This window comes from Marinoscillum sp. HNIBRBA16962, assembly GCF_057801515.1.
On record NZ_CM173603.1, the window covers coordinates 4,365,539 to 4,392,323 of the forward strand.

Below are 26,785 nucleotides of genomic sequence, written 5' to 3' on the forward strand. Positions count from 1 at the left end.
GTAATCCCAGGGTAAACAAGTACCCTGGGATTTTTTAAAAATTATTGGATGATTAATTTCCTGGTGAAAGTTGAGATTTCTGTTTGGATCTTAACAATGTAAAGTCCTTTCGTGAGGTTTGAATTCACCACGATTTGACTTTCCCCTTTCGTAAATTGCTTATGAACCAATTTCCCCTGAACATCAAATACATTGATATTCACTTCACCACTTTCCCGGGGAATATTTACATAGAATACTCCTCCATTGGAGGGGTTCGGATACAGCACAAAATTGCTTTGCTCTCCCAACTCAGCAGATTGATCATTGGAAACTCGCGCCGATGAACCTGTGCAGGTAATTATATTTTGTGCCTGATCATAGGTCAGGGAACCATGAGTTACATCATCTACGCACAAGTTCACGGTAACGCCGCCTTTAGCCGTTGCAGTTGTTACCAAAGTCACGTTTCCATTTGAATCAGTAGTGCCAGATACTGTTTCGCTAAACGATCCGCTGAAAGTTCCTGTAACCGTGGCGCCACTTACACCATTACTCAAATTATCCTGAATGGTGATTGTAGCCGTACCATACTTGTTTCCTTTTCCGGCATTTTGTGTGCCAGTGGTTATTGATTGTACATGTGCGGTGGTAGCACCTCCTCCTCCGCTTGTAAAGGTTGCTGTTACAGACTTATTACTATTCATGGTGATAGTAGTAGGATTGGTAGATCCGCTGAGGTCCCCGCTCCAGCCATTAAACTGCCAGCCTGCATCCGGATTGGCAGTAAGCGTCACCACAGTTCCTTCATCATACACACCTCCTGAAGGACTTAAGGAAATGCTCCCGGACCCGGAAACGGATGTGCTCAATGTATACTGGGCAGGACCTCCGGTAGGTATATAAGGAGAAAGAAACGCCCCACCGATCACGCTTTGGGTTATCCCAGGCCCCTGCCACGCTACCGCCACGTTATCACCTCCGCCGCTTTCTTTGTGCAACACTTCGATGTAGTATTTCTGGCCAGCAACCAGATTGACGGCTGAGGACTGCTGTGTACTGTATTTGGTCCATTCCCTGGAGTTGGTCCAGCCTGTGACGGAACCAATGAGCGTGCTGTTCGCCGGGTTGTCATCTGTACTAAGATACAGCTCGGTATTGTCATCTCCTGCCACCCAGAAGGTATAGCTGCCACTAGTAGTCGGATGGATGTATCCACGGATACGTGTCCCGTAGTTGTCTGCCCAGTTTATGGGGCCTTCCAATGAAGTCAGTTGCTCACTTCCGCTCGGATTATTAGGATAATTAGCATCGGAAGTCAGATTGCTTACAGCTGACCCACCGATATTGGTCCAATATTCACGTAGGATCGTTCCCGTACCTCCGCCGTTGCTTCCGTCACTCACGGAGACTACCTGCGAATCGGTATTAGAGGCTCCTCCGTCATCGGTTACAGTAAGAGTAACTGTATAATTTCCTGATCCTGCATAGGCATAGTTGATGGTCTGCCCGGTTCCTGTATTGCCATCGCCAAAATCCCAGTCATAACTGACAATCGTACCGTCACTGTCACTACTTCCCGAACCATTAAAGTCAACGGTCAGGTCTGTAGATGACCAGGTAAAGGAAGCTACAGGAGCCACATTGCCAGGGCTACCGCCTCCGGTCAGGGCATCAATAGTACCCTGATCTACTACGGCTGCCGTATTGCGGTCAAACAATGCAAATCCGTTTTGTCCACCCCAGCCGTTGTCCCAGTATACTGGTACCAGGCCATGATTTTGTGCGGATGTCTTCACATAGTTATGGAAATATTCCCTTGAGGCAATATGTAACGACTCCTCGGGGATTCCTGAGCGTTTGATTGCTCCAAATTCGCCTAATATCACCGGGATGCCATTATTGACAAATTTAGTCTGCATTAAATCAAACTGGCCTTCTACCCAGTCTTCTTCACCCCAGTTAGCATTACGATCAGTGTTGACGGTGGAATGATATCCCTGTCCCCAGTAGTAAAATGTGTTACCCCAAGTTGCATCTTCTTCCATCAGGGCGAACTGATAGGGATCATAATAATGCACCTCAGCCATCAGACGATCGGGCGTTGGATCCGTAGGCAAGGAGTTCATCCAGTCATAAGTGTCCTGGATATTGGTGCGAGGGCCAGACAGCACCAAACAGCGCGTCGTATTTTGACCACCTGTGGCACGCACGGCATCAACAAAAGTCTGGTAGTACTGCAGTAACACGTCTGTCTGTGAAGCGCTTTCAACGTGCGGCTCATTGGCTGCACAAAACAGTAAGTGTGAGTCGTAATTGACAAATGTGTTTGCAATCTGCGTCCAGTAAGCCTCGAATTTGGCATTGAGGTTTGAGTCAAAACTCCTGAAACCATTGCTAGCAAACCATCCGTTATCATAGTGGTTGTTGATGAGAACGTACAGGTTATTGGCATAACAATAATCCACTACTTCTTTGACCCGGGCCAGCCAAGCCGGATCAATTTGGTTTGAATTGTCGGCGTGGCTGTCCCAGGCAACAGGAATACGAATGGTCTTGAAACCAGCCGCTGCAACGGCATCTATCAATTCCGGGGTTACCGCCGGTGCCCAGCAGCCTTCACCACAGGCCGGTTCCAGTGTGTTTCCAAGATTCCAGGCAACCCCCATATCGGCCGCAACCTGGGTTGCGGTGGGTGACTGGGAGATCGCTACGCCGGACATTAACAGTCCGCATACGAAAAAAATGATACTCCTTATATTCAGGAGTTTCTGCAATGTTGTTTTCATAGTTAATTGATTTAGGTTAGTTTAAATTCATATAGTTTGTTATCAAATAGTTTCGGTTTCATAATTCAATGTCATTTAGTTATGCATTTAGGACTATATCCTCTCCCTTCACCCTCTCCAGGAGAGGGATAATAGGAGTTTAGCTAAACGACATTGTTTCATAATTCATAAAAAATCTATACTCCTAACTGATTAAACTAACCCATACCCATGGCTCATTCACCAAAGGCATGGGTTAGAAATTGATAGTTAGTTTTATTTGATTACCAGTTTCCTGGAAACATGAATGGACTCAGAATGAATTCTGACTAAGTATATTCCGGAATTCAGTTCTGAATTTACCTCTATCCTATTCACTCCGATCGAAGCTTGGCTGTAAACAAGTTTTCCCTGGACGTTGAATATATGTATCCCTGTCTCGCCATCAGCCGAAGGAATATCAATAAAGAACTTACCGTCCGCTGAGGGGTTCGGATACAGCACAAAATTGCTCTGATCTTCTAAATCATCGGATCGACCTGCGGAAATACGCGCCCCTGCACCTGTGCAGGTTATTACATTTTGTGCCTGATCATACGTCAGAGAACCATGGGTCACATTGTCTACACAGATGTCCACAGTTACGCCACCTTTAGCAGTAGCTGTCGTTACTAAAGTCACGTTTCCGTTCGAATCAGTAGTGCCAGTTACCGTTTCGTTAAACGACCCGCTAAAAGTTCCTGTAACTGTGGCACCGTTTACTCCACTGCCAAGATTATCCTGAATATTGATGGTAGCAATACCACGCTTGTTTCCTTGACCTGCGTTTTGACTTTCTGCAGCTATCCACTCTACGTGTGTCGTAGTAGCAGCTCCTCCTCCACTTGTAAAGGTCGCTGTTACAGTCTTATTGCTATTCATGGTCACTGTAGTTGGATTAGTCGATCCACTGAGATCTCCACTCCAGCCATTAAACTGCCAGCCTGCATCCGGAGAGGCAGTAAGCGTCACCACAGTTCCTTCATCATACACACCTCCTGAAGGACTTAAGGAAATGCTCCCGGACCCGGAAACGGATGTGTTCAATGTATACTGGGCAGGGCCTCCGGTAGGTACATAAGGAGAAAGGAACGCGCCATCGATCACGCTTTGGGTTATTCCTGGTCCTTGCCAGGCTACCGCCACATTATCGCCACCTCCGCTTTCTTTGTGCAACACTTCGATGTAGTACTTTTGTCCGGCAGTCAAACTGATTACAGTGGACTGCTGTGAAGTGTATTTGGTCCATTCCCTGGAATTCGTCCAGCCTGTTACAGAAGCAATGAGCGTGCTGTTCGCCGGATTGTCATCAATGCTCAGGTACAGCTCAGTATCATCATCACCTGCCACCCAGAAGGTATAGCTGCCGCTGGTAGTCGGATGGATGTATCCACGGATACGCGTTCCATAGTTGTCAGCCCAGTTAATCGGTCCTTCCAGTAAAGTCAGCTGTTCGCTTCCGCTCGGATTATCAGGATAACTGGCATCGGAAGTCAGGTTGCTGATAGCTGTACCACTAATGGCGGTCCAGTATTCACGCAGGATTGTACCTGTTGCACCTCCGGAAGTATCTCCATCTTGTGTTACACTGATCGTTTGTGTAACACCACCACCTGAAACAGTTACCACCCCACTACGACTGCTTGTGGAAATGTTGGCAGCCACTAAAACTGAAAAGCTACCGTTGTTTGATCCTGAACTTACAGAAGTGGAAATCCAGGATTGGTCATCCGATACCGTCCAGCTTACATCGGAGCTGACCGTCACGTCCTGACTGGAATCAGCTGAAGTAAAAGTCAATGAGGCGGGAGATGCTGCCAGGCTGCCAGTTGTCACTGCCACATCAAAGGTTTGTGTACTCTCACATCCTCCATCATTAGTGTAAGTAGCAGTGTAATCCCCAGCCTGGATGGTCTGAATGTCAGAAATAGTGACTTCACGGATCGTAGCGCTAAAGGCATTAGGGCCAGTCCAGCTCCAGGTACCTCCGGTTGCCGGTGCAGGGCTAAGCGTAAGGGTATCGCCTACAGTAACAGAAATACTATCGGTTTGCTGCAAAGAGCCACCGTTCACCTGTGCATACGGTGTAATCGCAGATGGCGTGCAATTCCCTTCCTGTGTGACAGTGACTGTCCGTGTAATCTCTCCTCCGGTAACGGTTATCGTGTCGGTACGACTTGTTGTATTCGTATTAGCGGTCACAAAAACCGTAAAAGAGCCATCACCTGATCCCGAAGTATTGGAAAGTGAAATCCAGGTCTGATCTTCTGACACTGTCCAGTCTATATTTGATCCAACCCAGACAATTTCACTGGAATCAGCGGCGGTGAAACTCAGGGAGCTGGCTGACAAACTCAATTCATCAGATACGCCTTGCTGTGTAACAGCTATCGTTCGGGTAATTCCTCCTCCCGTCAAGGTAACCGTTCCGGTTCGATCATTTGTAGTCGCATCATTAGCCGTCACCGTTACTGAAAAACTGCCGTCATTTGATCCGGAAGTTGCAGAAGTCGACAGCCACGGTTGATCAACCGATACCGTCCAGCTGACATTGGAGCTGACTATAACGTTTTGGCTGGAAGCCACTGAGGTGAAATCCAGTGTAGAGCTGGAGGTTGTCAGATAATCAGAGGTACTGGCAGGTTCGCCATATACAATGCCTCTTCCTGCCGTACTCATATAAACCCGTCCAAAAACATTCATATCACCAACCACATATTCTCCGTTGGCCGGTCCGCCATATTCGTGATCATCGTCGTTGACACGTGTCCAGGTGGCCCCTTCGTCGATGGATTGGTAAATGCCTGTTACGCCATTGATGGTTCCCCAGATATAGACAGCCGGGTAGCTGGCCCCATTGGCGGCTTTACCAAAACCTACGGCACGACATATAGTAATCCCACTGATAGTGCTGAAAGAAGATCCGGAATCGGTAGATCGTACCAGACCAGCACTATCCAAAGCGATCCAAATGTCTCCTTCCCTGCCCGGAGCTGCCCGTAATTTCCTCTTTCCATCGATAGCAACTGTGGATACCTGAGAAAAAGAAGCTCCACCATCGGTACTGCGCATCACTGCTCCTGTTTCAGGGTCGTAAGTATAGAACTTATTTACATTGATCGGATCGGCAACTGGCTGTAAAAAACTTGATGTTGTATTGATGCCGCTAACAGTGCTCCACGTGCTGCCATTGTCTGTAGACCGGTACATGACTGATGACCCCTGAGGTGAATGAAGTAGCACATTACCATCAGCAGACAAAGCTAATTTTCCTTTTTCTCCATTGATCGTGGTTTGTGTCCAGGTCTTTGCCGTATCCGTAGAGTAATGCATATCAACGCCAACACGAACCACCTTGGCCGGGTTTTGTGCGGCCACAGCCAGACCAGTGGTAGAACCAGCAGGTGGGTTATGAGGGGGCACATACTGGGTAATATCTGTGTGGCTAAAGCCTGTATAATCCAGTATGGTCGAAATCAACGGCCCACCCGGAACACTTACAAGGTCCTGGGGTACGGTCTCGTCTATCCCATGGGATTTAAATTTCCATGTCGCTTTACCATGTTCAGTGGTAATTCCTTCCGAATCAGTTCTGGTGAAGAAGTCTGAAAGGTTGTCAGCTCCCCACACGCCGTTTCCACAGGTCACAAATGCCCTGTCTGAATTGAACGGATCAATAACTACCGAACTGTTCCAGTGAACGGTAGATCCTTTGACCCAGTTAATGCCGTTGGTACTTACCATGTCATAGTCCGGGAACTGTCCGCCTTGTGTCCAGTAAAACCTGAACATCTCCCGCCAGGTCTGTCCCCCGTCTTCACTGAGGAAAATATTATCACCGTACTTGTCCAGCCAGGTACCATTGTCGTTCCAGTACTGTACACCTCTCCAGCTATTGATGGAAGTCACCAGGATCCGGTTTTCATTGGTTGGGTCAATGGAAATTCCACTGTAAGCTCCATAGTGGACCTGGCTTGTACCCTCTTCTATTTTATCTAGATCCAGCATATAGTTTTCCGGGGAAATATCGGTCCAGGTGCCGGATGGCACATCGTACTTGTAGATCGCTCCCCTGTTGAAATAATCTGTAACACCACCCCAGAGCTGAGCATGAGGACCGGCACCATTCCCATAGGTTACATAGAGGGTATTGCCATCGCTGCTCACGGCTATACGTTGTGGCATGATCCCGCCAGCAGTAGGCCGATTGGCCACCAGTGACCAGCTAGCCCCTGCATCGTGACTTACATAAAGATTGTCATTGGCCCGCGCAACACCCGCATAGATCGTCTGGCTTACTCCACCAACAGCAGAGGAAGGATCAAAAACAATAATTGATGTCCCAGCTTCGTTTGCAGTGGTGGTTACCGGGTAGGAAGACACCTGTGTCCAGGAAGATCCCCGGTCGGTGCTTTTCCACATCCCGTCAAATCGTGAGCCAATAAAAATGACATTGCTGTTGTTGGGGTCCACGGCTATTCGTTCTCCGTTGCCCCGGCCCATACCATTACCGTGTGCTTTAAACTGGCTGGTAATATCAAACTTCTCCCAGGTATCTCCATAATCATCAGATCTCATGAACATGGATTTACCGCCGTTCCAGTAAGTGGTACCTGCCAGCAGGTATACCCGCCCGGCCACATTGGGATCCACGGCTATTCCGTCGATACCATGGAGTCCCAGTTCAGTTTCAGACACCCAGTCTGTCAACGGGATCCATGATTGCGTGCCTTCGTCCCATCTATAAGCTCCTCCCACATCAGTCCGGGCATAAAAAACACCCTGAGCACTTGGGTCGGCTATTACAGCCGAAACAAATCCTCCGCCACCGATGGCTACATTGCCCCAGTCATAAGATTGAGCATCCGTTCGTAAAACCCCCACTAATAAAAGTAGAGATACCATTATCCACCGTAATCTTCGCCATGGTGGATTCACTTGAAATTGGTACTTATTTCTCATAAGCTATTTGTTTAGGTTATTAGTTTGTATTTAGTTTTAGTTGATCAAAAACCCTTTTTCAAAGGACTGTCTGTAGGTAGTTACCGGACTAAAAGCTTTCCTGAAAAACTCGTTGATCCGGAGATACCTTTAACCAGATACACCCCTGGCTTCAATGAAATATTTATCCGGACTTGCGTCCCCCCGGTTAAAGTTTGGTCGTGCACCAATTTCCCCTGCACATTGAATATTTTCAGATCCGTTTTAGCCGTACCTTCCGGGATATTCACATAAAATCGCCCGTTTCTTGCGGGGTTTGGATACAACAATCCGTTGGTTTGCCAATCTGATACCCCGAGGATATTTTCAACAATTAAGGTGAAGTCTTGCGTACTTTGGCAGCCACTTTCATTCGTATAGATAGCAATGTATTTCCCAGCCTGATCTGCCTGGATGCTGCTAAAAGTTACCTCACGACCAGTAGCTGAAAAACTACTCGGCCCACTCCAACTCCAGGCGCCACCGGTGGCGGGTTCGGGAGAGAGCACTACCAGGTCTCCAACCGAAACTGACAAAGACGAAGTTGATTGCAAAGCCCCCTCATTGACCTGTATATAAGGGGTAATGGTAGTCTTCGTACAGCCACTTTGGATGACATCCACTGACCTGGTAATGCCGTCAATAGAAACCGTCACTATTCCTGATCGGTCGTTTGGATCTGTATTTTGGTTGGTTGTTACAGATACATTTCCTGTCCCCGATCCGGATGAGGGCGATATACTGATCCACTCCTGATCACTAGCAGCAGTCCAGTTCTGATTGGACGTGACAGTGAGATCCTGACTTCCTGCGGATGAGGAAAAAGAAAGTGAAGCTGGTGATACGGTCAGTACACCTGTAGTACCAGTAGGTTCCCCGTACACAATACCTCGTCCCGCTGTACTTATATACACCCTGCCAAACACATTCATATCGCCAACCACAAACTGGCCGTTGGCCAGGCCGCCATATTCGTGGGCGTCATCGTTAACTCGCTCCCAGGTGGCACCTCCATCCACTGAGCGGTAGATGCCTAAAGTGTTATCTACTGTTCCCCATATGTAGACAGCATGATGGTCGGCACCTTCTGCCGCTTTACCAAAGCCTACGGCATCACATGTGGTCACACTGCTAACGGTGCTGAAAGAGGACCCTGAGTTGGTGGAACGGGTCAAACCTCCTGTTCCGAGAGGGACCCAAATATCTCCTTCAGAATCCGGTACAGCTCGGATCACTTTGGAGCCCCCGGTTGATACGGTTGTTGTCTGAGAAAAGGTTGCTCCGCCATCCGTACTGACCATCACTGCTCCGGATGAAGGATCATAGGCATAGAATTTATTGGGATTGACACGGTCCGATACGGGACGGGCATTTGAGATATTCAGCCCACTCACAGTGGACCATGTGCTTCCGTTATCAGTAGAACGGTAAGTTGTGGTCTCTCCGTCAGGTGAGTGAAGCAGTACATTGCCATCGGCTGACAAGGCCACTTGTCCCTTGGCGCCATTGATCACCGTGGTTTCAGTCCAGGTGATCCCGGTATCAGTAGAATAGTACATAGCCTCTCCCACACGTACCACCTTGTCAGAAGCTTGTCCTGCAAAGTCCAGCCCTGTGGTGGAGCCCATGGAAGGGGTATGCCTGACCTCATATTGCGTAACATCGGTATGCCTGAATCCGTCGTAATCAAGGATCACAGAGATGAGGGGACCACCCGGAATGCTCACCACCGACTGAGGTACTGTTTCTTCTAATCCAGCCATCATAAACTTCCATACATTGGTGGTAGCGTCAATATCTTCGGTACGAAAAATGCCGTTTCCGGAAGTCACCCAGGCCCTTTGTGGATTGAAAGGATCAAATTCAATAGAACCACACCAGTGTATGGAGCTATCGTCAATCCATGGAACTCCATTCGGGTCCATATCAAAGCCCCTCGCGATGATATCTGTCCAGTTGGCGCCTCCATCTGTAGTAATGAAAAACTGGTCACCATGCCCGTTTTCCTGAAGCACCCAGTTATTGATACTGGAGCAGATCAGCCGGTCCGGATCGTTCGGGTCAACGCTGATCCCTCCGAACGGACGCGTATTTTCCGGAGGACTCACATTGGTCCATGAATCACCGGTTATATTGTATTTCCACACCTCACCAAGATCAAAGGGCTCCGGCTCTGACCAATGAGCATGAGGTCCGGCCCCATTTCCGTAGGTAATGTAAATGTTGCCATTGCCATCGTAGACCGCCCGCTGTGGCATCAGGTCTGAGGGAGCTCCTGAAACAGCCGTAAATGACTGGCCTCCATCTGTACTTTTGTAAAAATTGGTACCCGTCCGTGAAACCCCCACAAACAGGGTCTGAGTAGCACCACCTGAGACACTGGACGGATCCATGACCACCAGGCTGATCCCGTTTTCATTGGGTGTGGTCGTCACATCCAGTCCTGACTGCCTGGTCCATGTCAATCCTGCATCTGTACTCTTGAAAAGTCCATTGTCCCTGGAGCCGCAATAGAGAATATCAGAATTATTGGGGTCTATTACTAATTTCTCCCCGTTTTGCCTGCCCATCCCATTTCCATGTGCATGAAACTGTGAGGTAACATCTATGACGGTAAAGGTCTCTCCATAGTCCTCTGACTTAAGGATTGCAGACTTTCCACTATTGAAGTAGGAAGTACCTGCCAGGAGGTACAACCGATTAGGGTTTTGCGGATCTGTTGCCAATGACTCCACGCCCATATAGCCCAATTGATCCACTGATACCCAATCCAGTAGCGGAATCCACCGGCTATTGGTCTCATCCCACCGGTAAGCTCCTCCTACATCCGTGCGGGCATACACAAGGTCTTGCTCTGTTTTGCTGGTTACAATGGCTGATACAAATCCTCCGCCACCAATAGCCACATTGTTCCACTCATAGGTTTGAGCACCTACAGGTAATGTTTGTACAATAAATAATAAAGGTAATAGTATCCACACCAGTCCGCATGGCAGCCGGTCCCTTCCAAAACACTTCTTTCTCATCGTTATTGCTTATTAGTTTGATAGTGATCACACCACTATTTTCAAAATATTATTAAAGTTTAAAACAACAGATATTATGCTTATTCTATGTTACCAGGGCTAGTGTTATCAGGATTAGGTTGTCAAACATCAGGTTTATGCAGGAAGCCGTCTTTTTGAGACGGCTTCTTTGCATTTTTCCGAAGACTATTTATCGGACAATTAATTTGTAGTTTGCAATCATTTCATCAGTCTTAATCAGGATCGTATAGATCCCCTCATCCAATCTCTGATCTACCATGATCTTGTCTGTAGTTTTATATTGTTGCGAAAACATCACCTGGCCACTTAGGTTCACAATCTCCAACTCCACATTTTCATAAATGGACGGCATAGCAATCGTAACAGGGTCATTTCGTTTGACCGGATTTGGGTAGACCACCAGGTCTGAGGTTAGGTCTTCGGTAAGTTCTGCCTCCACCATATCAACCACACGGGAGCCGGCACCGGAAAAGGAAAATTGCTGACTCCACCAGCCGGTGTTGCAAGAGGCCAGCACAATACTAGCTCCGTTGGACCCAGAACTATTTTCTACCCGGAGACAAGATCCGGTACTACGGTTCTTCAAAATGTAATAGCCACTTCCGGCATTTATTCTTTCAAACATCTCACTCCAGTAATAGTCATAACAATCATACTGGTATACATCTCCACCTGCTGCCCGAATACATTTTCCGCTATGTCGAGCTTTGAGCTGATAGTAACCATTTCCCAGGTCAACTAATTCAAACTGCTGATTTTCACCACCATGACAGTCATACTGTTGAATATTTGCATTGTTACTTGATGATGCACCAGCTACATCCACACATTTACCACTGCTTCTATTGGTCATAGTATAGTAGGAGGAACCTCCTCCTCCACCGCCTCCGGAGTTGTCGATATTGACATTGTAGCTGTTGACCCTAAAATCCGCGCCTCCGGATGAATTGGTGATCTCAAAACCAAACTGGATCTCGTGCAGATTGGTATTCCAGCCAAAATAGCCATTGCTGGCCAGCCACTGCGAAATCTGGGTGATGTTCACTGTACCTGAATTGGTGTCACTGGTTCGCAAGAAAGAGTAGACAGTGGCAGAGCCGTTGGTACCTTCATATAAGTTCCAGGTATGGCCGCCTACATTCACGTTGGTAGCTACCGGGCATGCCGTACTTGGATAACCGCTACAACCATAGTTATAGGAGATAGGCCCCATCGACCCATTCCAGTTCGCCCAGAGCATGATCTCATAGTCGTAGTTGTTGTACCAGATGTCAAAAGCCGTATTATACGAACCCCAACCAGGAGTAGAAGCATTAAAACTGGCCGTGATCGTTGGCATACTGCTCACGGTATAATTAACATCATAGTCTACGTTCGGATACGATTTAATTCCCCCGGTATTCGGGTGATCTGCCCAAACTCCCCAGTTGCCCTTATCGTATGCCCAAAGACATTGGGTGCCGTGTCCATCGCCCCAAATGTTGTTATAAATGGTGTAGCCATTTACATTCCATGAGGCCCATCGGTCACATGTTTCGAAATTCTGCGCCTGCACACAAAGTGCAGCAATCAATAAACAGATAATTAAAGTAATACTTCTTATCATAGTGTTTACGGTTTAGGTTGATTATTAAATATTGAAATTTTATTAGCATTTCAGATATTACATTATCAATGTTTCAGTCACCTCCACTCAAATCAACACCTCATTGCAATTTTCTCAATTACCAGAAAACAATGGGTGCAGAAATGTTGTGGATCACTGATAGAAATGTCTGAAGACATGGTAGCTTTTTATTATCTGACATTTCTTATCCCGATTAAATCCAAACTATGAGGTGGAGCAAAATTCTCTTCTGGTCAGATGCTCCTAAGGGATACCCGAATGTGATTGAAAGTGTCACCAGCAGATGAAAGCTTCACTTTGTCTGCTGCCCTGGTTAATATGTATTATCCTTTACCCGTCTGACCTGTTCTGAGGATATAGAAATGATGAAAGCTCACCTTCGATCCATAGTAGATACGACTGTGGTAAGCCCCTCAGTGTTTATTGATGATGATGGAAAGACACCTTTGCTGTAATAGTCTGGGAGGATCCGGAATTTTGCCCGGCTATTTTGACTCTTCCCGATTGTCTATCTCTTCAACCTGAGCCCTGTACTGTGATGGATAAACTTTATACTGAGACTTAAAATATCTGCTAAATAGCTTGGGGTTGTTATATCCCACTTTGTAAGCGATCTCAGAAACATTCAGTTGACTCTTTAAAAGTAGGTCTACAGCACGCTTCATTCGAATATTTCGGATAAAGTCAATTGGGGTCTGGCCTGTAAGCTTTAAAATTTTTTGATAGAAATGCCCTCTGCTATACCCAAGCTCATGACTGAGATCTTCTACGGAGAACTCCGAGTTGGATATGTTCTTTTCCACATACTCTATAGCATTACTGATCAGCTTTTCATCAACAGACTCTACGTCTATTTCACTCGGCTCCACCTTAATAAGGTTCTTAGCTTCTTTCACTCTTTTTTGAAATTTCAATGCACTATTGATACTACTTATCAGTATTTCAAAATTGAAAGGCTTAGAGATGTACTCAATAGCCCCGGATTCCAGCCCCTGTATTTTATGTTGATCAGAAGACTGTGCAGTCAAAAGGATCACAGGAATATGAGAAGTCCTGGGATCAGATTTCACCTTTTCGCAAAGCTCATGACCATCCATTAAAGGCATCATCACGTCACTAATGATGATGTCTGGAAGATCATGGCGGATCATTTTCCATGCTTCCTTGCCATTGGAAGCTGTAGATACACTATATAATTGTTTCAGATTATCTTTTAAGTAAAACCGAAAATCAAAATTATCTTCTACAAGCAGAACGGATGGGTGATCTCCGGACTTTGGCTGATCATCTTCTATTCCTGACTGTTTGACAGAGATCTCTAATTCTCTAACCAACTCATCAACTGCATACTCATCATTTTTGAGTTCTTTAAGTGGCAGCTCCACGGTAAATGTACTCCCCATATTGGGTTGACTTTCCACACTGACCTTACCCGCATGGAGTTCTACAAACTCTTTGGTAATGGATAAGCCTATTCCGGTGCCATTATTTATGAGGTTATCTGTTATTTCATTTTGAAAAAACCGATTAAATACCATCTTTTGTTTTTCCTCCGGAATGCCGATTCCGGTATCCGTGACCATTATCACCACTGCTTTTCGGTTATTTGACCTATCCTGAACTTCCAGATCAACCACTATTTCCCCTCCGGGCAATGTGAACTTAAATGCATTGGATAGCAGATTAAACATGATCTTTTCCATTTTGTCCTTATCAAATAAGGTGTAGTAGCTTTTAACCTCCGTTTCAAAGGACAATGCCACTTCCCTTTCCCGGGAAAGATCAGAAAACGAATCAATTATATCCTGCATAAAGGCAATCAAGTCTCCACTTGACTGGTTAAGCACATGTTGATTAGCTTCCATTTTCCTGAAGTCAAGCAGTTGATTTACCAGGGTCATGAGTCGCTTGGCGTTTCGCTGGATAATGGTAAGATCACCTACCTTCACACGATCAGGATTTTTTATCATCCGCTCAATTGGTGTGAGCACCAGTGAAAGGGGAGTTCTGAATTCATGGCTTATGTTCGTGAAAAACTTAATTTTCATCAGGTCAAGCTGATGTTGGCGCTCCGCTTCCCTTCTTTCGTTTTCTAAACTCGCTTTTTTCCGCTCTCTTCTCACAATAGACCTCCTTGTCAAATAAAGGGCCGCAACAATTATGATAAAATAAGCTACATACGCCCAGGGTGTCTTCCAAAAGGGTGGGCTGATGTGGATGCTAAGTGAAATATTTCCTTCGGTCCAGGAGTTAGGGTTATTGGAAGAGCGGACTTTGAACACATAATCACCAGGGCTGAGATTGTTATAAGTTGCTCTACGCATTTCAGGGGAAGCATTTACCCATCGGTCATCCAAACCTTCAAGTTTATACTGATAGCGGATCTTACCAGACTGGAAAAATGAAAGCGCTACAAATTCAAAGGCCACTGAATTTTGATCGTAATCAAGGTACAGTTCCCTGATTTCGTTAAGAGGTTTTTCCAAAATCACATCACCCTCAAATTCATTGCCCGGTGTAATCCGATTATTGGAGAGAAACAACCCTGTAAAAAGTAAATTTGCGGTATGATCATTGATTATAATATCCTCAGGCTTGAATATATTAAACCCATTCTGGCCTGAGAAAATCAAATGTCCGTCACTGGTCTTAAGACTGGCATCTTCTGTGAAATTTTGTCCCTGAAGACCATCAGAAAGATCGAAAGTCTGAAAATCATACCCTTCATCATTTACGGTCATCTTGGTGATCCCTCTTGAAGTACTTACCCACAGGTTACCGCTATTATCTTCCAGAATTGACATGATGATATTGGAAGACAATCCGTCTTCTTCCCGAAGTACAGTAAAGCTATCCGTATCTTCATTATACAAGTTTAAACCATCCAGGGTGCCTATCCAGACACGGCCGGAGGTGTCTTTGATAAGAGAAAAAATACTACTGCTACTTAATCCCCCTTCTTTAGAACTATCAGCATTTACATAAGTCTTCAAGGTTTTACTGTCAGGGTGGTACACTGAAACACCCAGGCCTGTACCCAACCAGATACGGTTTTGATCGTCTTCCGTGATGCAGGTCACATAATTGGATTTAAGAGATTTTGACTGATTATAGTTGATTATTTCTCCGTTTTCAGGGTTGTATTTAAACGCACCCTTGCTCAGAGTTCCAATCCAAATATTGCCTTTGGAATCCTCAAATAACTCCCAAACACTGCTGCCCCTTGAATTCTGATCCTGGAGAATATCCACCTTTTCAAAGCGCTTTCCATTAAACTTAAAAAGTCCTTCAAGGTACGTCCCTACCCAAAGTTCCTTGTTGCGGGTGTACAACAGGCTGACAATTACCTCGGGGATCGTGCCGCGGATAGTTGGGTCATCCAGGATACTGGAAAGGGTTCTTTGCTCACGATCAAAATGAAGCAGACTTTTCCCATTTGTACCAATCCATAGATTACCATGCTCATCCTCTACAAAACTGCTCATATCATTGTAAGCAGGATCCCTTTTGCTGATCTTGTGATGGTCAAAATTATTAGCGCCACGGTGATGATAGCTTACTCCGCTTTTTGTGGTCCCTACCCATATGCCTCCATTCCGGTCATGAAACACCGTGCTTACGTTGTTATTTACTATACTCTTAGGGGCGTCAGGATCATTTAGTATAGCGCTGACATTCCAGGTATGTTTATTGATGACTGATACCCCGCCGTGATCTGCGCCTATCCATATATCTCCATTTTCGCTTTGAATAATTCCCCTGACGAGCTCGCTTGTAAGTTCTTTCTCATCCAGGATCTTTGAAATCCCTGTTTGAGTATTTAAATAATAGAGCCCGAAAGAATCCTCTACACCATAGAGCCACAAATCCAGGTCCTTATCCACAAAAATGTGCCAATACCGAGCACTTTTCACCAAAGATTCCGGCAAGCCATAGCGCTTTATTACTTTATTGTTTTTCGGGTCAATCACCTCTACACTTCCGGAAGGGTGAACAATCCAGAGGTTTCCTGATCGATCTAAAAACATATCTCCCACCTCATTGGAAGCAATTTTAACATCTGAATCCGAGCTACTATTAAACTGAAGCACATCCTGGTCTCCCTCAAGCTTGACCACCCCCCTGTTATCTATGGAAAACCAGAAATCTCCATTTTTATCTTCTACTATTTTTGAGATGAACGCTGCGTCGGTCTGTAAGAGATCCAAATATTTTTCAGGAGTACTAAACTGCTCCAGGTAGGGATCATATACAGAAAACCCTTCGCCATGCTTTGCCCATATTTTGTTTTCAGGTCCATGGGCTAACCAATGAACGGTATTGTCTTTCAGAGAAGATTCATCCCCTTCTTTATGGTAAAAGGTCTTTATTTCATATCCATCGTACCGATTGAGCCCGGAAAGTGTACTTATCCAGATAAACCCCTGCCTATCCTGAAAAATATCATGGATCTGGTTGTTGGATAATCCATCGGAGGTTGTTATTCGTTCAAAATTAACATCCAGGATATCCTGGGTTGAGGCAACGAAAAATGAGACACTCATCACCACCAGACCAAAAAACCGGACAATATCTTCTTTTATGAAAATCATTCTACACACTCCTAACAATTAAATTAATCACATATTAATGAAGTTTATGGACGTTTCACATAGAATATTTTCAAAAATGACATTCTTTACCTCAATTCCATTCATTGTCTCCCCCTTGCATATTTCTGACACTTATTAAATTGCTTTTTTTAATCCTCAACCAATAATCCAATGAACAGATACCTATACCTCTACCCGCTGATACTCGTTTTGTTACTTTCATGCTCTCCTGGCAAACAAAAAAATGCAGATCCCCAATTATTTGCAGAGAATTGGGATTCACTAGCCAGGTATGAAGAAGCTCCGGATTGGTTCCGGGATGCTAAGTTCGGGATCTATTACCACTGGGGATTGCTCTCGGTACCCGCTTATGCCAATGACTGGCACCCGCGCAACCTGCATATTGAAGGTACGGACAGCTACAAACAGCACCTGGAGACGTATGGTCACCCTTCTGAATTTGGCTATCATGATTTTGTACCCCGATTTAAAGCAGACAGTTTTGATGCAAATGATTGGGTCGACCTGTTCGTAAAAGCAGGAGCGAAATTTTCCGGGGTTGTAGCGGAACATCACGACGGTTGGTCCAACTGGGACAGTGAAATAAACCCATGGAATGCTAAGGATATGGGACCTGGGCGAGACCTGGTAGGAGAATTGGAATCAGCGATTCATGGCAAGGGACTAAAGTTCGTTACTACCTTTCACATGGCCAGAAACCTGCAGATCTTTCAGGACGATACTGCCAACTGGCTGAATGATAAATCCTACTTCCCATACAATCCGGAAATGGCCACCTCAAGTGAAGACTCGCTGATCCGGATCATGTACGGCAACATTCCCAGGGAAAGGTTTTATGAAAACTGGGTTGGTAAGCTCAAAGAAGTCATTGACAACTATCATCCTGATCTTATCTACTTCGATGGAGAGCTAAGTAAACTACCAGATTCGGTCAAGCTGGATTTTGCAACTTACTACATCAATGAAAGCCTGAAACGAGATCAGAACGTAGTGATCACCCATAAAAACGGGGAGTTGCCAAAAGAGGTCAGCCTGGTGGACCTGGAGAAAGGTAGAATGGATGATAAAACCGACTATTTCTGGCTAACCGATGAGACCATAGCTCATGGTAGCTGGAGCTACACCGAAACCCTACAGGTAAAGCCCGCAGTGGAAATTATCCATGTCCTGATTGATATTGTCAGTAAAAACGGGGTGCTAATGCTCAATATTTCTCCTAAAGCAAATGGGGTGATCCCGAATGAGCAGAAAAAGGTACTCCTGGAAATTGGTGAATGGTTGAAAGTGAATGGTGAGGCTATTTATGGAACCCGAACCTGGACAGTTTATGGAGAAGGGCCAACTACTTTAGGAGAATCCGGGCATTTTCTTGAGTGGAAACAATACACACCTGAAGACATCCGCTTCACGACAAAAGAAAATAATCTGTATGCAATTATTCTGGGCATACCCGAACCTGAAATTGAAATACCGATTCAATCAATCAACACTAAAAACCTTCAGGGTAGATCTATTGCCGCTGTATCTGTATTAGGGACACAAGAGGAAATTGCATGGTCGCTTACTGAAAGCGGATTGATAGTAAGTGCACCTGCAACAATACCAAACAATCAGGCTTTGGTTTATAAACTTGTTCTTGAATAATAAAAACATAGTGGCTTTATCACCTTCAGTGTAGTCCATTGTCAAAAAAAGCATTGTAGCACGGAAGTAATAACAGCATGATTTCTCCGGAGAGGTGGAGGGGTCCCTGCGCTCAGCGTGGTATTTTCCGGCAAGGGAGATAGGGCCCTGCACGCTGCAGGACCATTTCCGGTAAGGGAGATGACGTCCTGCGTTCTGCAGGACAGTTTCCGGTGAGCGGAAAACGCGCTGCGCTCAGCATGGACATGCCTACCGTTCGGGCGCGTTTGGCGCTCAAGGGCAAGGCCCTTTATCATATTTCAAAATTGAAGTTGGCATGTTGAGTTAAGAGCTTTCATTCCTAACTCACCCCTATTCCCTTTCCTGAAATGCAGCCCAGCAACTTTTAAACACATAAAAAAAGGGGCGATCAGTTTGATCGCCCCCATTAGTCGGTGATGATTTCTATAAACCTTGTCAGATTATTTGATTGAGAATTCCGTTTTTTCACGGATATTTCTTGAAGATGTGGCACTCATCAAAATGTATTCTCCCGGTTCCACGGTCCACCCATCAGCCTCATCATAATAAGCCAGTTCACTAACCGGAATGTCTATCGTAACCGTCTTTTCAGTACCTGCCGGTACCATTACTTTGGCAAATCCTTTTAGTTCTTTGGCCGCTCGCTGCACTTTAGACTCAGGCTTACTCACGTAGACCTGAACAATTTCCTTACCATCCAGATTCCCGGTATTTTTCAATGTAAAGGTTGCTTTAATAACATCCTCAGAAGAAAATGCCGACCCATTCAATGCTAAACCATCATACTCAAAACTGGTATATGAAAGTCCATACCCAAAAGGATAAAAAGGCTCCACATTTTTGGTGTCAAACCATCGGTAACCTACCAAAATACCTTCTTTGTACTCCACTACCTCCGGCCCACCGGGGAAGCTGTTGGTCGCATGAGCAGGAGAATCGTCCAACTCTTTAGGAAAGGTAATAGGCAGCTTACCACTAGGATTAACCTCACCAAACAATACATCTACGATAGCATCGCCGGCCCTCGAGCCATTAAACCATGACCAAATCAGACCATCTACCGTATCATGCACTTCTGATATATCATGTGGAGATCCTGCAATCATAACAACTACTGTGTTCGGATTGGCTTCTTTCACTGCTTTGATCAGGGCTTCCTGACCAAATGGCAACCTCAGCCCTTTCCGGTCCTCTGCTTCGGTCTCTACCAACCGGTTAGATCCCGCAAATACAATAGCTACATCAGAACTTTTAGCCGCAGCTACTGCTTCTGCAATCAGCTTTTCATTAGGTGAATAGTCTACCGGAAGCCCCCAGGCTCTGTCCAGATCATTTTCCAGGTACTGCTCCTCGTATCCAAGAGCGTAACTAATCTTTACATCCGGGTATTTTGCAACCAGAGCATCATAAGGGGTAACCTCGGTTTTGGTTTTCACTCCGGCTCCAAATCCCTGGTTTGCATGCTTCCTTTTAGCATTATCTCCTATTACGGCAATGCTTTTGATATCAGAAGCATTGAGCGGTAATGCTTTATTTTCGTTCTTAAGCAGAATTACAGATTCTTTAGCAATGTCATATGCAACATCCAGGTGCTCCTGAGTAGCCAGGGCCCCTTCAACTCTTGTTTTTTCTCCCAGCGCCTTGATCTGATACATGACGTAGAGGATATTCCGTACTTTTTCATCAATTACTGATTCAGCAACCTGCCCTTCTTTCACAGCCTGGATCAGTGCATCCGAGAAATACCATTCAGAATAGTCATCTATCTCGGTGCCCATTTCTATATCCAGTCCATACAGCGCAGACTCCACAGTGGAATGTACCGCTCCCCAGTCTGACATTACGAAACCTTTAAAGCCCCATTCTTCTCGCAGGATCTTATTCAGCATGTAATCATTTTCAGAAAGATATTCACCACGAAACTTGTTGTAAGCGCTCATTACTGAATAGGCATTTCCCTCCTCTACTGCCGCACGAAATACCGGGAGATACATTTCCCGGATCGTTCTCTCATCTGCCTGCACGTCAATTGAACCCCGTAGCGTCTCCTGGTTATTGATTGCGTAATGCTTTACACAGGCTGCTACATCCTGTTCCTGCACTCCTATCACATACGGAACCGCAAGTTTTTTATTTAAATACGGGTCTTCGGTGAAGTATTCAAAATTCCTGCCTCCCAAAGGAGACCTGATGAGGTTTACTGCAGGAGCAAGAAGTACATCTTTTCCCCGTGCGCGGGTCTCTTCACCGATAGCTACGCCAAACTTCTTAGCAAGCTCCAGGTTCCAGGACGATGACAATCCCCCACCGGCAGGAAAAAAGGTAGCAAAATCATTATCCCATCCTGCCGGAGCCCAGCTGTCATTTTGAATTTCTTCTCTTACTCCAAGAGGACCGTCAGTTGATGTAAGTTCGGGGATTCCCAGCCGCCGTACACCAGCCGATGCAAACTTGCCCTTCCCATGCAGCATATGCACTTTCTCTTCCAGGGTCATCTCACTGATAAGTTCTTCTATCTTCATTTTATCATCAGTTTCTTTATTCGCTTGTGAAAAACCGCAAGAGGCAAACAGCCCTCCCAACAATACCAAAACACATATATTTTTCATTTTCTTGTTATTTTCCTGTTCAGTTAAAAAATCTTCATTAGCACACTAAAGCAAAAGTAGATTTTTAGTATTTCTGAAAAGGGTTATAAAATGAGACGAAATGGGTATGAAATGTTTCTTCGACTGCCGGACCTTACATTTTTTACCATATAAATCTACACCTTTACTTTTGTCAGCAGATTATTAAGTATCCTGAAATTATTAAAATGAAATGAGCATGATGCCGGGGACTAGCCGTCCGCACGCGTAGTCTCAACCCAAAACATTGAGAAACACCAATCGGGTATGATCAAGTTTGGGCGGCAAACCGCCTACGCGGCGCGGCTTGTTTCAGCAACCTTTGAACACATGAAACCATCATCACTTACAAACACGATCATTTTTTGCCTGGCCATTCTTCTTTTTTCAGGTGATCTTTCCGCGCAGACCAAAATACCCGTAACCGATCACGGCTGGGCAAAAAACTCAGTAAATACCGTAATCTTCAGGAAGAATGCTCTTTTTACAAAGGACAGCATTCAGTACATCTCTTTTTATGACCAGGAGCAAAACCTCGTGCTGGGCAAAAGAAAACTGGGAAGTAACAGCTGGTCCCTGAAGAAGACTCAATACCAGGGCAATGCCTCGGATGCCCACAACAGTATCAGCCTGATAGTAGATGGTAAAGGTTACCTGCATGTTTCCTGGGACCATCACAATACCTCACTTCGGTACGCACGGTCTGTCAGTCCTGGAAACCTTCAGTTGACAAAGGAGCTTCCAATGATCAATTCAGAAGAAGATATTATTTCTTACCCCGAGTTTTATGCCATGCCGGATGGTGATTTGCTGTTCCTGTACCGCCTGGGGGGCTCGGGGAATGGCAGCCTGATAATGAACAGATATGACACTGATAAGGAAAAATGGGAGCGGGTCCAGTCCAACCTTATCGATGGACAGAGTGAGCGAAATGCATACTGGCAGGTCACTGTAGATGAAAGTGGAGTGATCCACATTTCATGGGTCTGGCGCGAATCTCCTGATGTATCGAGCAATCATGACCTTTGTTATGCAAAATCCATGGATAAGGGTAAAACCTGGAGCAGGTCAGACGGCACCAGGTATAAGCTCCCCATTACTGCAGCTTCCGCAGAATACATTGCGGAAATTCCACAGAAGAGTGAGCTCATCAATCAAACAAGTATGACCACTGATACAAATGGAAATCCAATTATTGCCACCTATTGGAGGACAAAAGATTCAGACATTCCTCAATATCACCTGGTTTATTATCAGGATGGAAAGTGGAATACCAGGAACCTTGATTTTCGTACTGTCCCATTCAGCCTCTCCGGGCTCGGAACTAAAGCTATACCCATATCCCGTCCGCAGGTTGTCAGTTATGATAAGACAGTTTTTCTTATATTCAGGGATGCAGAAAGAGACAATAGAGTATCAGTGGCGTACAGCGATTTGCCTGATTGTAATTCCTGGAATATCAAAGACCTTACCAGGGATGGATATGCGTTTTGGGAGCCAACTTTAGATCCTGAAGTGTGGAGAAAAAACCATACTCTGCATCTCTTTTTACAGCGGGTAAATCAAATTGACGGGGAAGGCCTGAAAAATACTCCGCCATCTTCTATAAGTGTACTAGAATGGAATCCAAACACCAAAAAATGAAACGACCTTACTTTTTACTTAGCTTAATACTGCTGACCAGCTGGAATCAGCCATCGGAAAATAATGATCTCATCAGCCGAAATATTGAGCTGGCTGTGCTTCAGTACAAAAACATGGCAAAACAGCTACCTGAGGACAGGTTTCCAAGGTCCTTTGAAAATGGTGAATTTACAACCAGTAATTCAGGTTGGTGGTGCAGTGGATTTTACCCGGGCACATTGCTTTACCTTTTTGAAGAAACAAAAGATTCTTCCCTGCTGAAAGAAGCTGATCGTATGATGGTGCTCCTGGAAAAGGAACAGCATAACACCTTCACCCACGACCTGGGGTTTATGATGTATTGCAGTTTTGGGAATGCTCTTAAAATCGCCCCAAAGCCGGAATATGAGCAAATACTGGTTAACAGTGCCAGGTCATTATCTACCCGGTTTTCTCCTGCTGTAGGCTGTATCCGTTCATGGGACTCAGACCCGGAAGACTTTTTGGTCATCATTGATAACATGATGAACCTTGAGCTGCTGTTTTGGGCCACAAAACATACGGGGGACAGCTCATTTTACGATATTGCTGTAACTCATGCGGATAACACCATCAAAAATCATTTCAGGCAGGATTCCAGCTCTTACCATGTGCTGAATTATGATCCGGAGACAGGGGCCGTGCAGGAAAAACGAACTGCCCAGGGATTAAATGATGAGTCTGCATGGGCCAGGGGACAAGCCTGGGGTTTATATGGCTTTACAACTACTTACCGGGAAACGGGAAAGCAAAAATATCTTGACCAGGCCCTGGCAATCGCTGAATTTATTTTGACTCACCCCAACCTGCCAGAGGATATGATACCCATCTGGGACTTTGACGCTCCTGCTGATGCACCCAGGGATGCTTCTGCTGCAGCCATCATCGCATCTGCCTTATTGGAGCTGGACAATTATACGGAAAAGGATTACAGCTCCCCTGCCCGAAAAATACTGAACGCACTGGATCAAAACTATACAGCTGATCCGGGGGAGAATGGAAACTTTGTCATCAAACATTGTGTGGGCCACCTACCCGCTAATAGTGAAGTAGATGTGCCGTTAACTTATGCTGACTATTATTTTGTAGAGGGGCTAAAGCGTCTTAAAAATGGTGTGGATTACAAAATAAACCGGTAGGTAAATTTGATTAGGAAAATATTGGAACCATCTATTGATTTCAGATCCGAGGTTAGGTCCCTGAATTCATTTTGCCTGGAATTATGATAATCCGAAGCATTTGAAGTCCATACCAAAAACAAAGTAGAACCAGGAATATATTCCCAGCGAATAACGAAGTTGGACCGGAACTGCAGAAAATTAAAATTGGGGTCCGATAATTCATAATCAGTAGATCCATCCTCATTTTCATCAATCAGGTAAATGTCAGACTCCGGATCATAAGTAATCTCATTCTCAGTATAAGAAATGTATCTATCCTCATAAGATTCCGCATTCGGGGCCAGAACTTTTTTAAAATCACTGTATTCACCTTTCGAGATAAAGGGTTGCCCCCAATATTCTACAGACAGATTGGGGGTTATGATGTAATTAGCTCTTATTGACGCCCGATATGTAACCTGTTTGATTTTCCCCAAAATAAAATGGTCCTCCCCGTCATTGTATCGTTCCACATACTGTAGCTCATTATCGTTCCATTCTATGGAAGGAGAAACGGACAGGCGGATAGCATCCGTCGGTTGATAACGCACATAAGTGTAGAGGCCTAACCCCCTGTAATAATCATTATTACCCCTTGAAAACCAGGGGTTGATTTCAAAAGTCAGTTTTTTCTGATCATTCGAACCAATATATCCCCAAAACTCCCTTGTACCCGGATACCGGATAGATGGCCCTCCTCTCAGGTCGGCATTGGATACACTTTCGCCCGCTATAGTCGACCCTCCACCCAAATACCAAAAGTTTTTAAACTGCATATGGCTATTGAAATTTAAAGCTTTATAGAGGTTTACCCCATCATAGTCCCAGGTAAGATACTGGTTGCTATTTAACCGAAACCACCTGAAAATCCCGAACGGCTTCAGTATCCTGTATTGAGCCCAGGTCCACTGTGATACATAATCCGTTTGGACCAAAAACCCCACATCATTCAGCTCAAAACCCGGAGACCTCATAGTGGCTCCCGTCTGAAAGATCAAATTACCATTCCTTTTACCTAGTGCTGCCATTGCAGATGTTCCTGACAAACTTGTCCTGCTTGAGTCTACTTCCTTATGGTGATTATCCGGTCGTTGGAAAAACCGCTCAGAAGAGGTCTGGGTATTATAGATGGCCAGCTGACTGCCATTCACATTGCTAAATGCAGTATTTAGCGATACGTAGTAATTCCGGTCGTTGAAGTTTTGGGTAAAATCAATTCCTCCGGAGTAGGCGCTCCTGTGCATTCCTTCAAACTGATCTTCATCAATAGACCTGTTAGTAGCTGTGACCATAGCCCCAAGCAAGGCATTTCCCTGATTGATGTCCTGTTGGACCCGACCTACGAGATAGTTGGTCAAAGGCTCAATCTTTACTTTCCTGGTCTGACCACGTGTGTCCTGTACCTCAACCTTCTGGGGATTTGTCACAGACTCAAGTATCCCCCAGGAAAATCCATTTTTATTCTTACCAGTAATTTTTGCAGCTCCAAGTATTCTGGTATTCTTAATCTTATCAACGTGGGCTATATCCCCATCATTGGGGTAGTGAGAGGGTCTTCCGCCTATCCTTCTTGAATAAAACAAATTATCGTTGTTAAATGGGCCACCAGCAACAGATTCCGTCAGACCAAAATCAAGAATATTATTACCCTCCAGAAAAAATGGCCTTCGTTCCCTGAAAAAGAGTTGAAAAGCCGACAGGTTTACCTGCGATGGGTCCGCCTCTACCTGCCCGAAATCCGGATTGATCGTCAGGTCGAGAGTAATGTCACTTGTAATCCCGATCTTGGCATCCACTCCGAAATCCACATTGTTGTCTTTCCCGGTGGCATACGGATTTCCTGCTTCTGCGGGGGATCGCTCTGTTCCAGCCAGAAGGTAAGGCTGAATTTCAAGTTGCTTCTGCGGGCGAATGCCTTTTATACCTCGTAGCTCCCCAAAAAGATGAACCCAGCCCGGAGCATCCTGAGCTATAGGCTGCCAGTAAGACCGCTCCTCTTTCCTAAATAACATTCGCATGACCTGGATACCCCAGACATGTTCTTCCTTATCGGCAAAACGTAGCTGTGATAAAGGGATTTTAAACTCCGCTACCCAGCCTTCATCGTCCAGGCTGGTTTCGAGATACCAGATAGGATCCCAGGTAGCATCCCAGTTATTTCCATTGTTGGAAATATACTCTTCTCCTTTAACGCCCGAAGCTGAAGCCGAAAATGAAAATGCTGTTCGTTTGTCGTAATAGCTGTCAATATTGATCTCTACAAAATCACCTTCAAAACCATCCCTGCGTGACATCCTGCGTACCACTTCCCGGGGTTGCGTATCCAGGGCTCGTATACCTACATAAAGGTATTTTGCATCATAAAGGATCTTAAATTTTGTTTGTTGGGAAGGGGGAGCTCCATCTTCAGGCATTCGCTGAATAAAGTCTCCGCCCCATTCCACTGCATTCCATGACTCATCTGTCAGCAAGCCATCTATTACAGGTGGGGTTCCCTCCACCCTTTTAGTGGTATAGTTTTTTATAGAATCCTGATCAGACTGTCCAAAAATGCAATAAGGAGCTAAAAAAATCAGGAGAGAAAAAATGCGGCACTCCATTTGAGGGTAATGTTGTTA

The 26,785-nt window shown here is 45.3% G+C and carries 10 protein-coding genes; 3 read left to right on the forward strand and 7 right to left on the reverse strand.

Features of this window, described 5'->3' with window-relative positions:
- Positions 1–41: 41 nt before the first annotated feature.
- The 5 genes from AC3E9V_RS18160 to AC3E9V_RS18180 form a co-directional block, all read right to left on the reverse strand.
- On the reverse strand, positions 42–2,768 hold the full coding sequence (locus tag AC3E9V_RS18160) for a cellulase family glycosylhydrolase (RefSeq protein ID WP_488749569.1): 2,727 nt from the start codon (positions 2,766–2,768) through the stop codon (positions 42–44).
- Positions 2,769–3,023: 255 nt separating this feature from the next.
- On the reverse strand, positions 3,024–7,748 hold the full coding sequence (locus tag AC3E9V_RS18165; protein ID WP_488749570.1) for a BACON domain-containing protein: 4,725 nt from the start codon (positions 7,746–7,748) through the stop codon (positions 3,024–3,026).
- An 80-nt stretch (positions 7,749–7,828) separates the two neighbouring features.
- Positions 7,829–10,792 carry a BACON domain-containing protein gene (locus AC3E9V_RS18170; RefSeq protein ID WP_488749571.1) on the reverse strand — a complete coding sequence of 988 codons (2,964 nt, stop codon included), beginning with the start codon at positions 10,790–10,792 and terminating at the stop codon, positions 7,829–7,831.
- 190 nt (positions 10,793–10,982) lie between these two features.
- Positions 10,983–12,419 (reverse strand): RICIN domain-containing protein, encoded by a 1,437-nt coding sequence (locus AC3E9V_RS18175; RefSeq protein WP_488749572.1) that lies wholly within the window; start codon positions 12,417–12,419, stop codon positions 10,983–10,985.
- A gap of 506 nt (positions 12,420–12,925) precedes the next feature.
- Positions 12,926–17,032, reverse strand: coding sequence for a hybrid sensor histidine kinase/response regulator (locus AC3E9V_RS18180; RefSeq protein ID WP_488749573.1), 4,107 nt, complete (start codon positions 17,030–17,032; stop codon positions 12,926–12,928).
- A 171-nt stretch (positions 17,033–17,203) separates the two neighbouring features.
- On the opposite strand from AC3E9V_RS18180, the gene AC3E9V_RS18185 reads away from it, so the two are divergent.
- On the forward strand, positions 17,204–18,697 hold the full coding sequence (locus AC3E9V_RS18185) for an alpha-L-fucosidase (RefSeq protein ID WP_488749574.1): 1,494 nt from the start codon (positions 17,204–17,206) through the stop codon (positions 18,695–18,697).
- Between the two features lie 461 nt (positions 18,698–19,158).
- Here the strand turns inward: AC3E9V_RS18185 and AC3E9V_RS18190 are convergent, their stop codons facing one another.
- Positions 19,159–21,327: a glycoside hydrolase family 3 C-terminal domain-containing protein gene (locus AC3E9V_RS18190; protein WP_488749575.1), complete on the reverse strand. Its 2,169-nt coding sequence runs from the start codon at positions 21,325–21,327 to the stop codon at positions 19,159–19,161.
- A 348-nt stretch (positions 21,328–21,675) separates the two neighbouring features.
- Here AC3E9V_RS18190 and AC3E9V_RS18195 point away from each other — a divergent pair, with 348 nt between their 5' ends.
- Both AC3E9V_RS18195 and AC3E9V_RS18200 read left to right on the forward strand, forming a co-directional pair.
- The gene (locus AC3E9V_RS18195) at positions 21,676–22,989 is read left to right on the forward strand and encodes a BNR repeat-containing protein (RefSeq protein ID WP_488749576.1); all 1,314 of its coding nucleotides are present in this window, start codon (positions 21,676–21,678) and stop codon (positions 22,987–22,989) included.
- On the forward strand, positions 22,986–24,146 hold the full coding sequence (locus tag AC3E9V_RS18200) for a glycoside hydrolase family 88 protein (RefSeq protein ID WP_488749577.1): 1,161 nt from the start codon (positions 22,986–22,988) through the stop codon (positions 24,144–24,146). Before AC3E9V_RS18195 ends, AC3E9V_RS18200 begins: the two co-directional genes overlap by 4 nt.
- On the opposite strand, the gene AC3E9V_RS18205 is transcribed toward AC3E9V_RS18200, so the two are convergent.
- Complete coding sequence (locus tag AC3E9V_RS18205; protein WP_488749578.1) at positions 24,128–26,767, reverse strand: DUF5916 domain-containing protein; 2,640 nt, start codon at positions 26,765–26,767, stop codon at positions 24,128–24,130. The genes AC3E9V_RS18200 and AC3E9V_RS18205 overlap by 19 nt on opposite strands.
- Between the last annotated feature and the right edge of the window lie 18 nt (positions 26,768–26,785).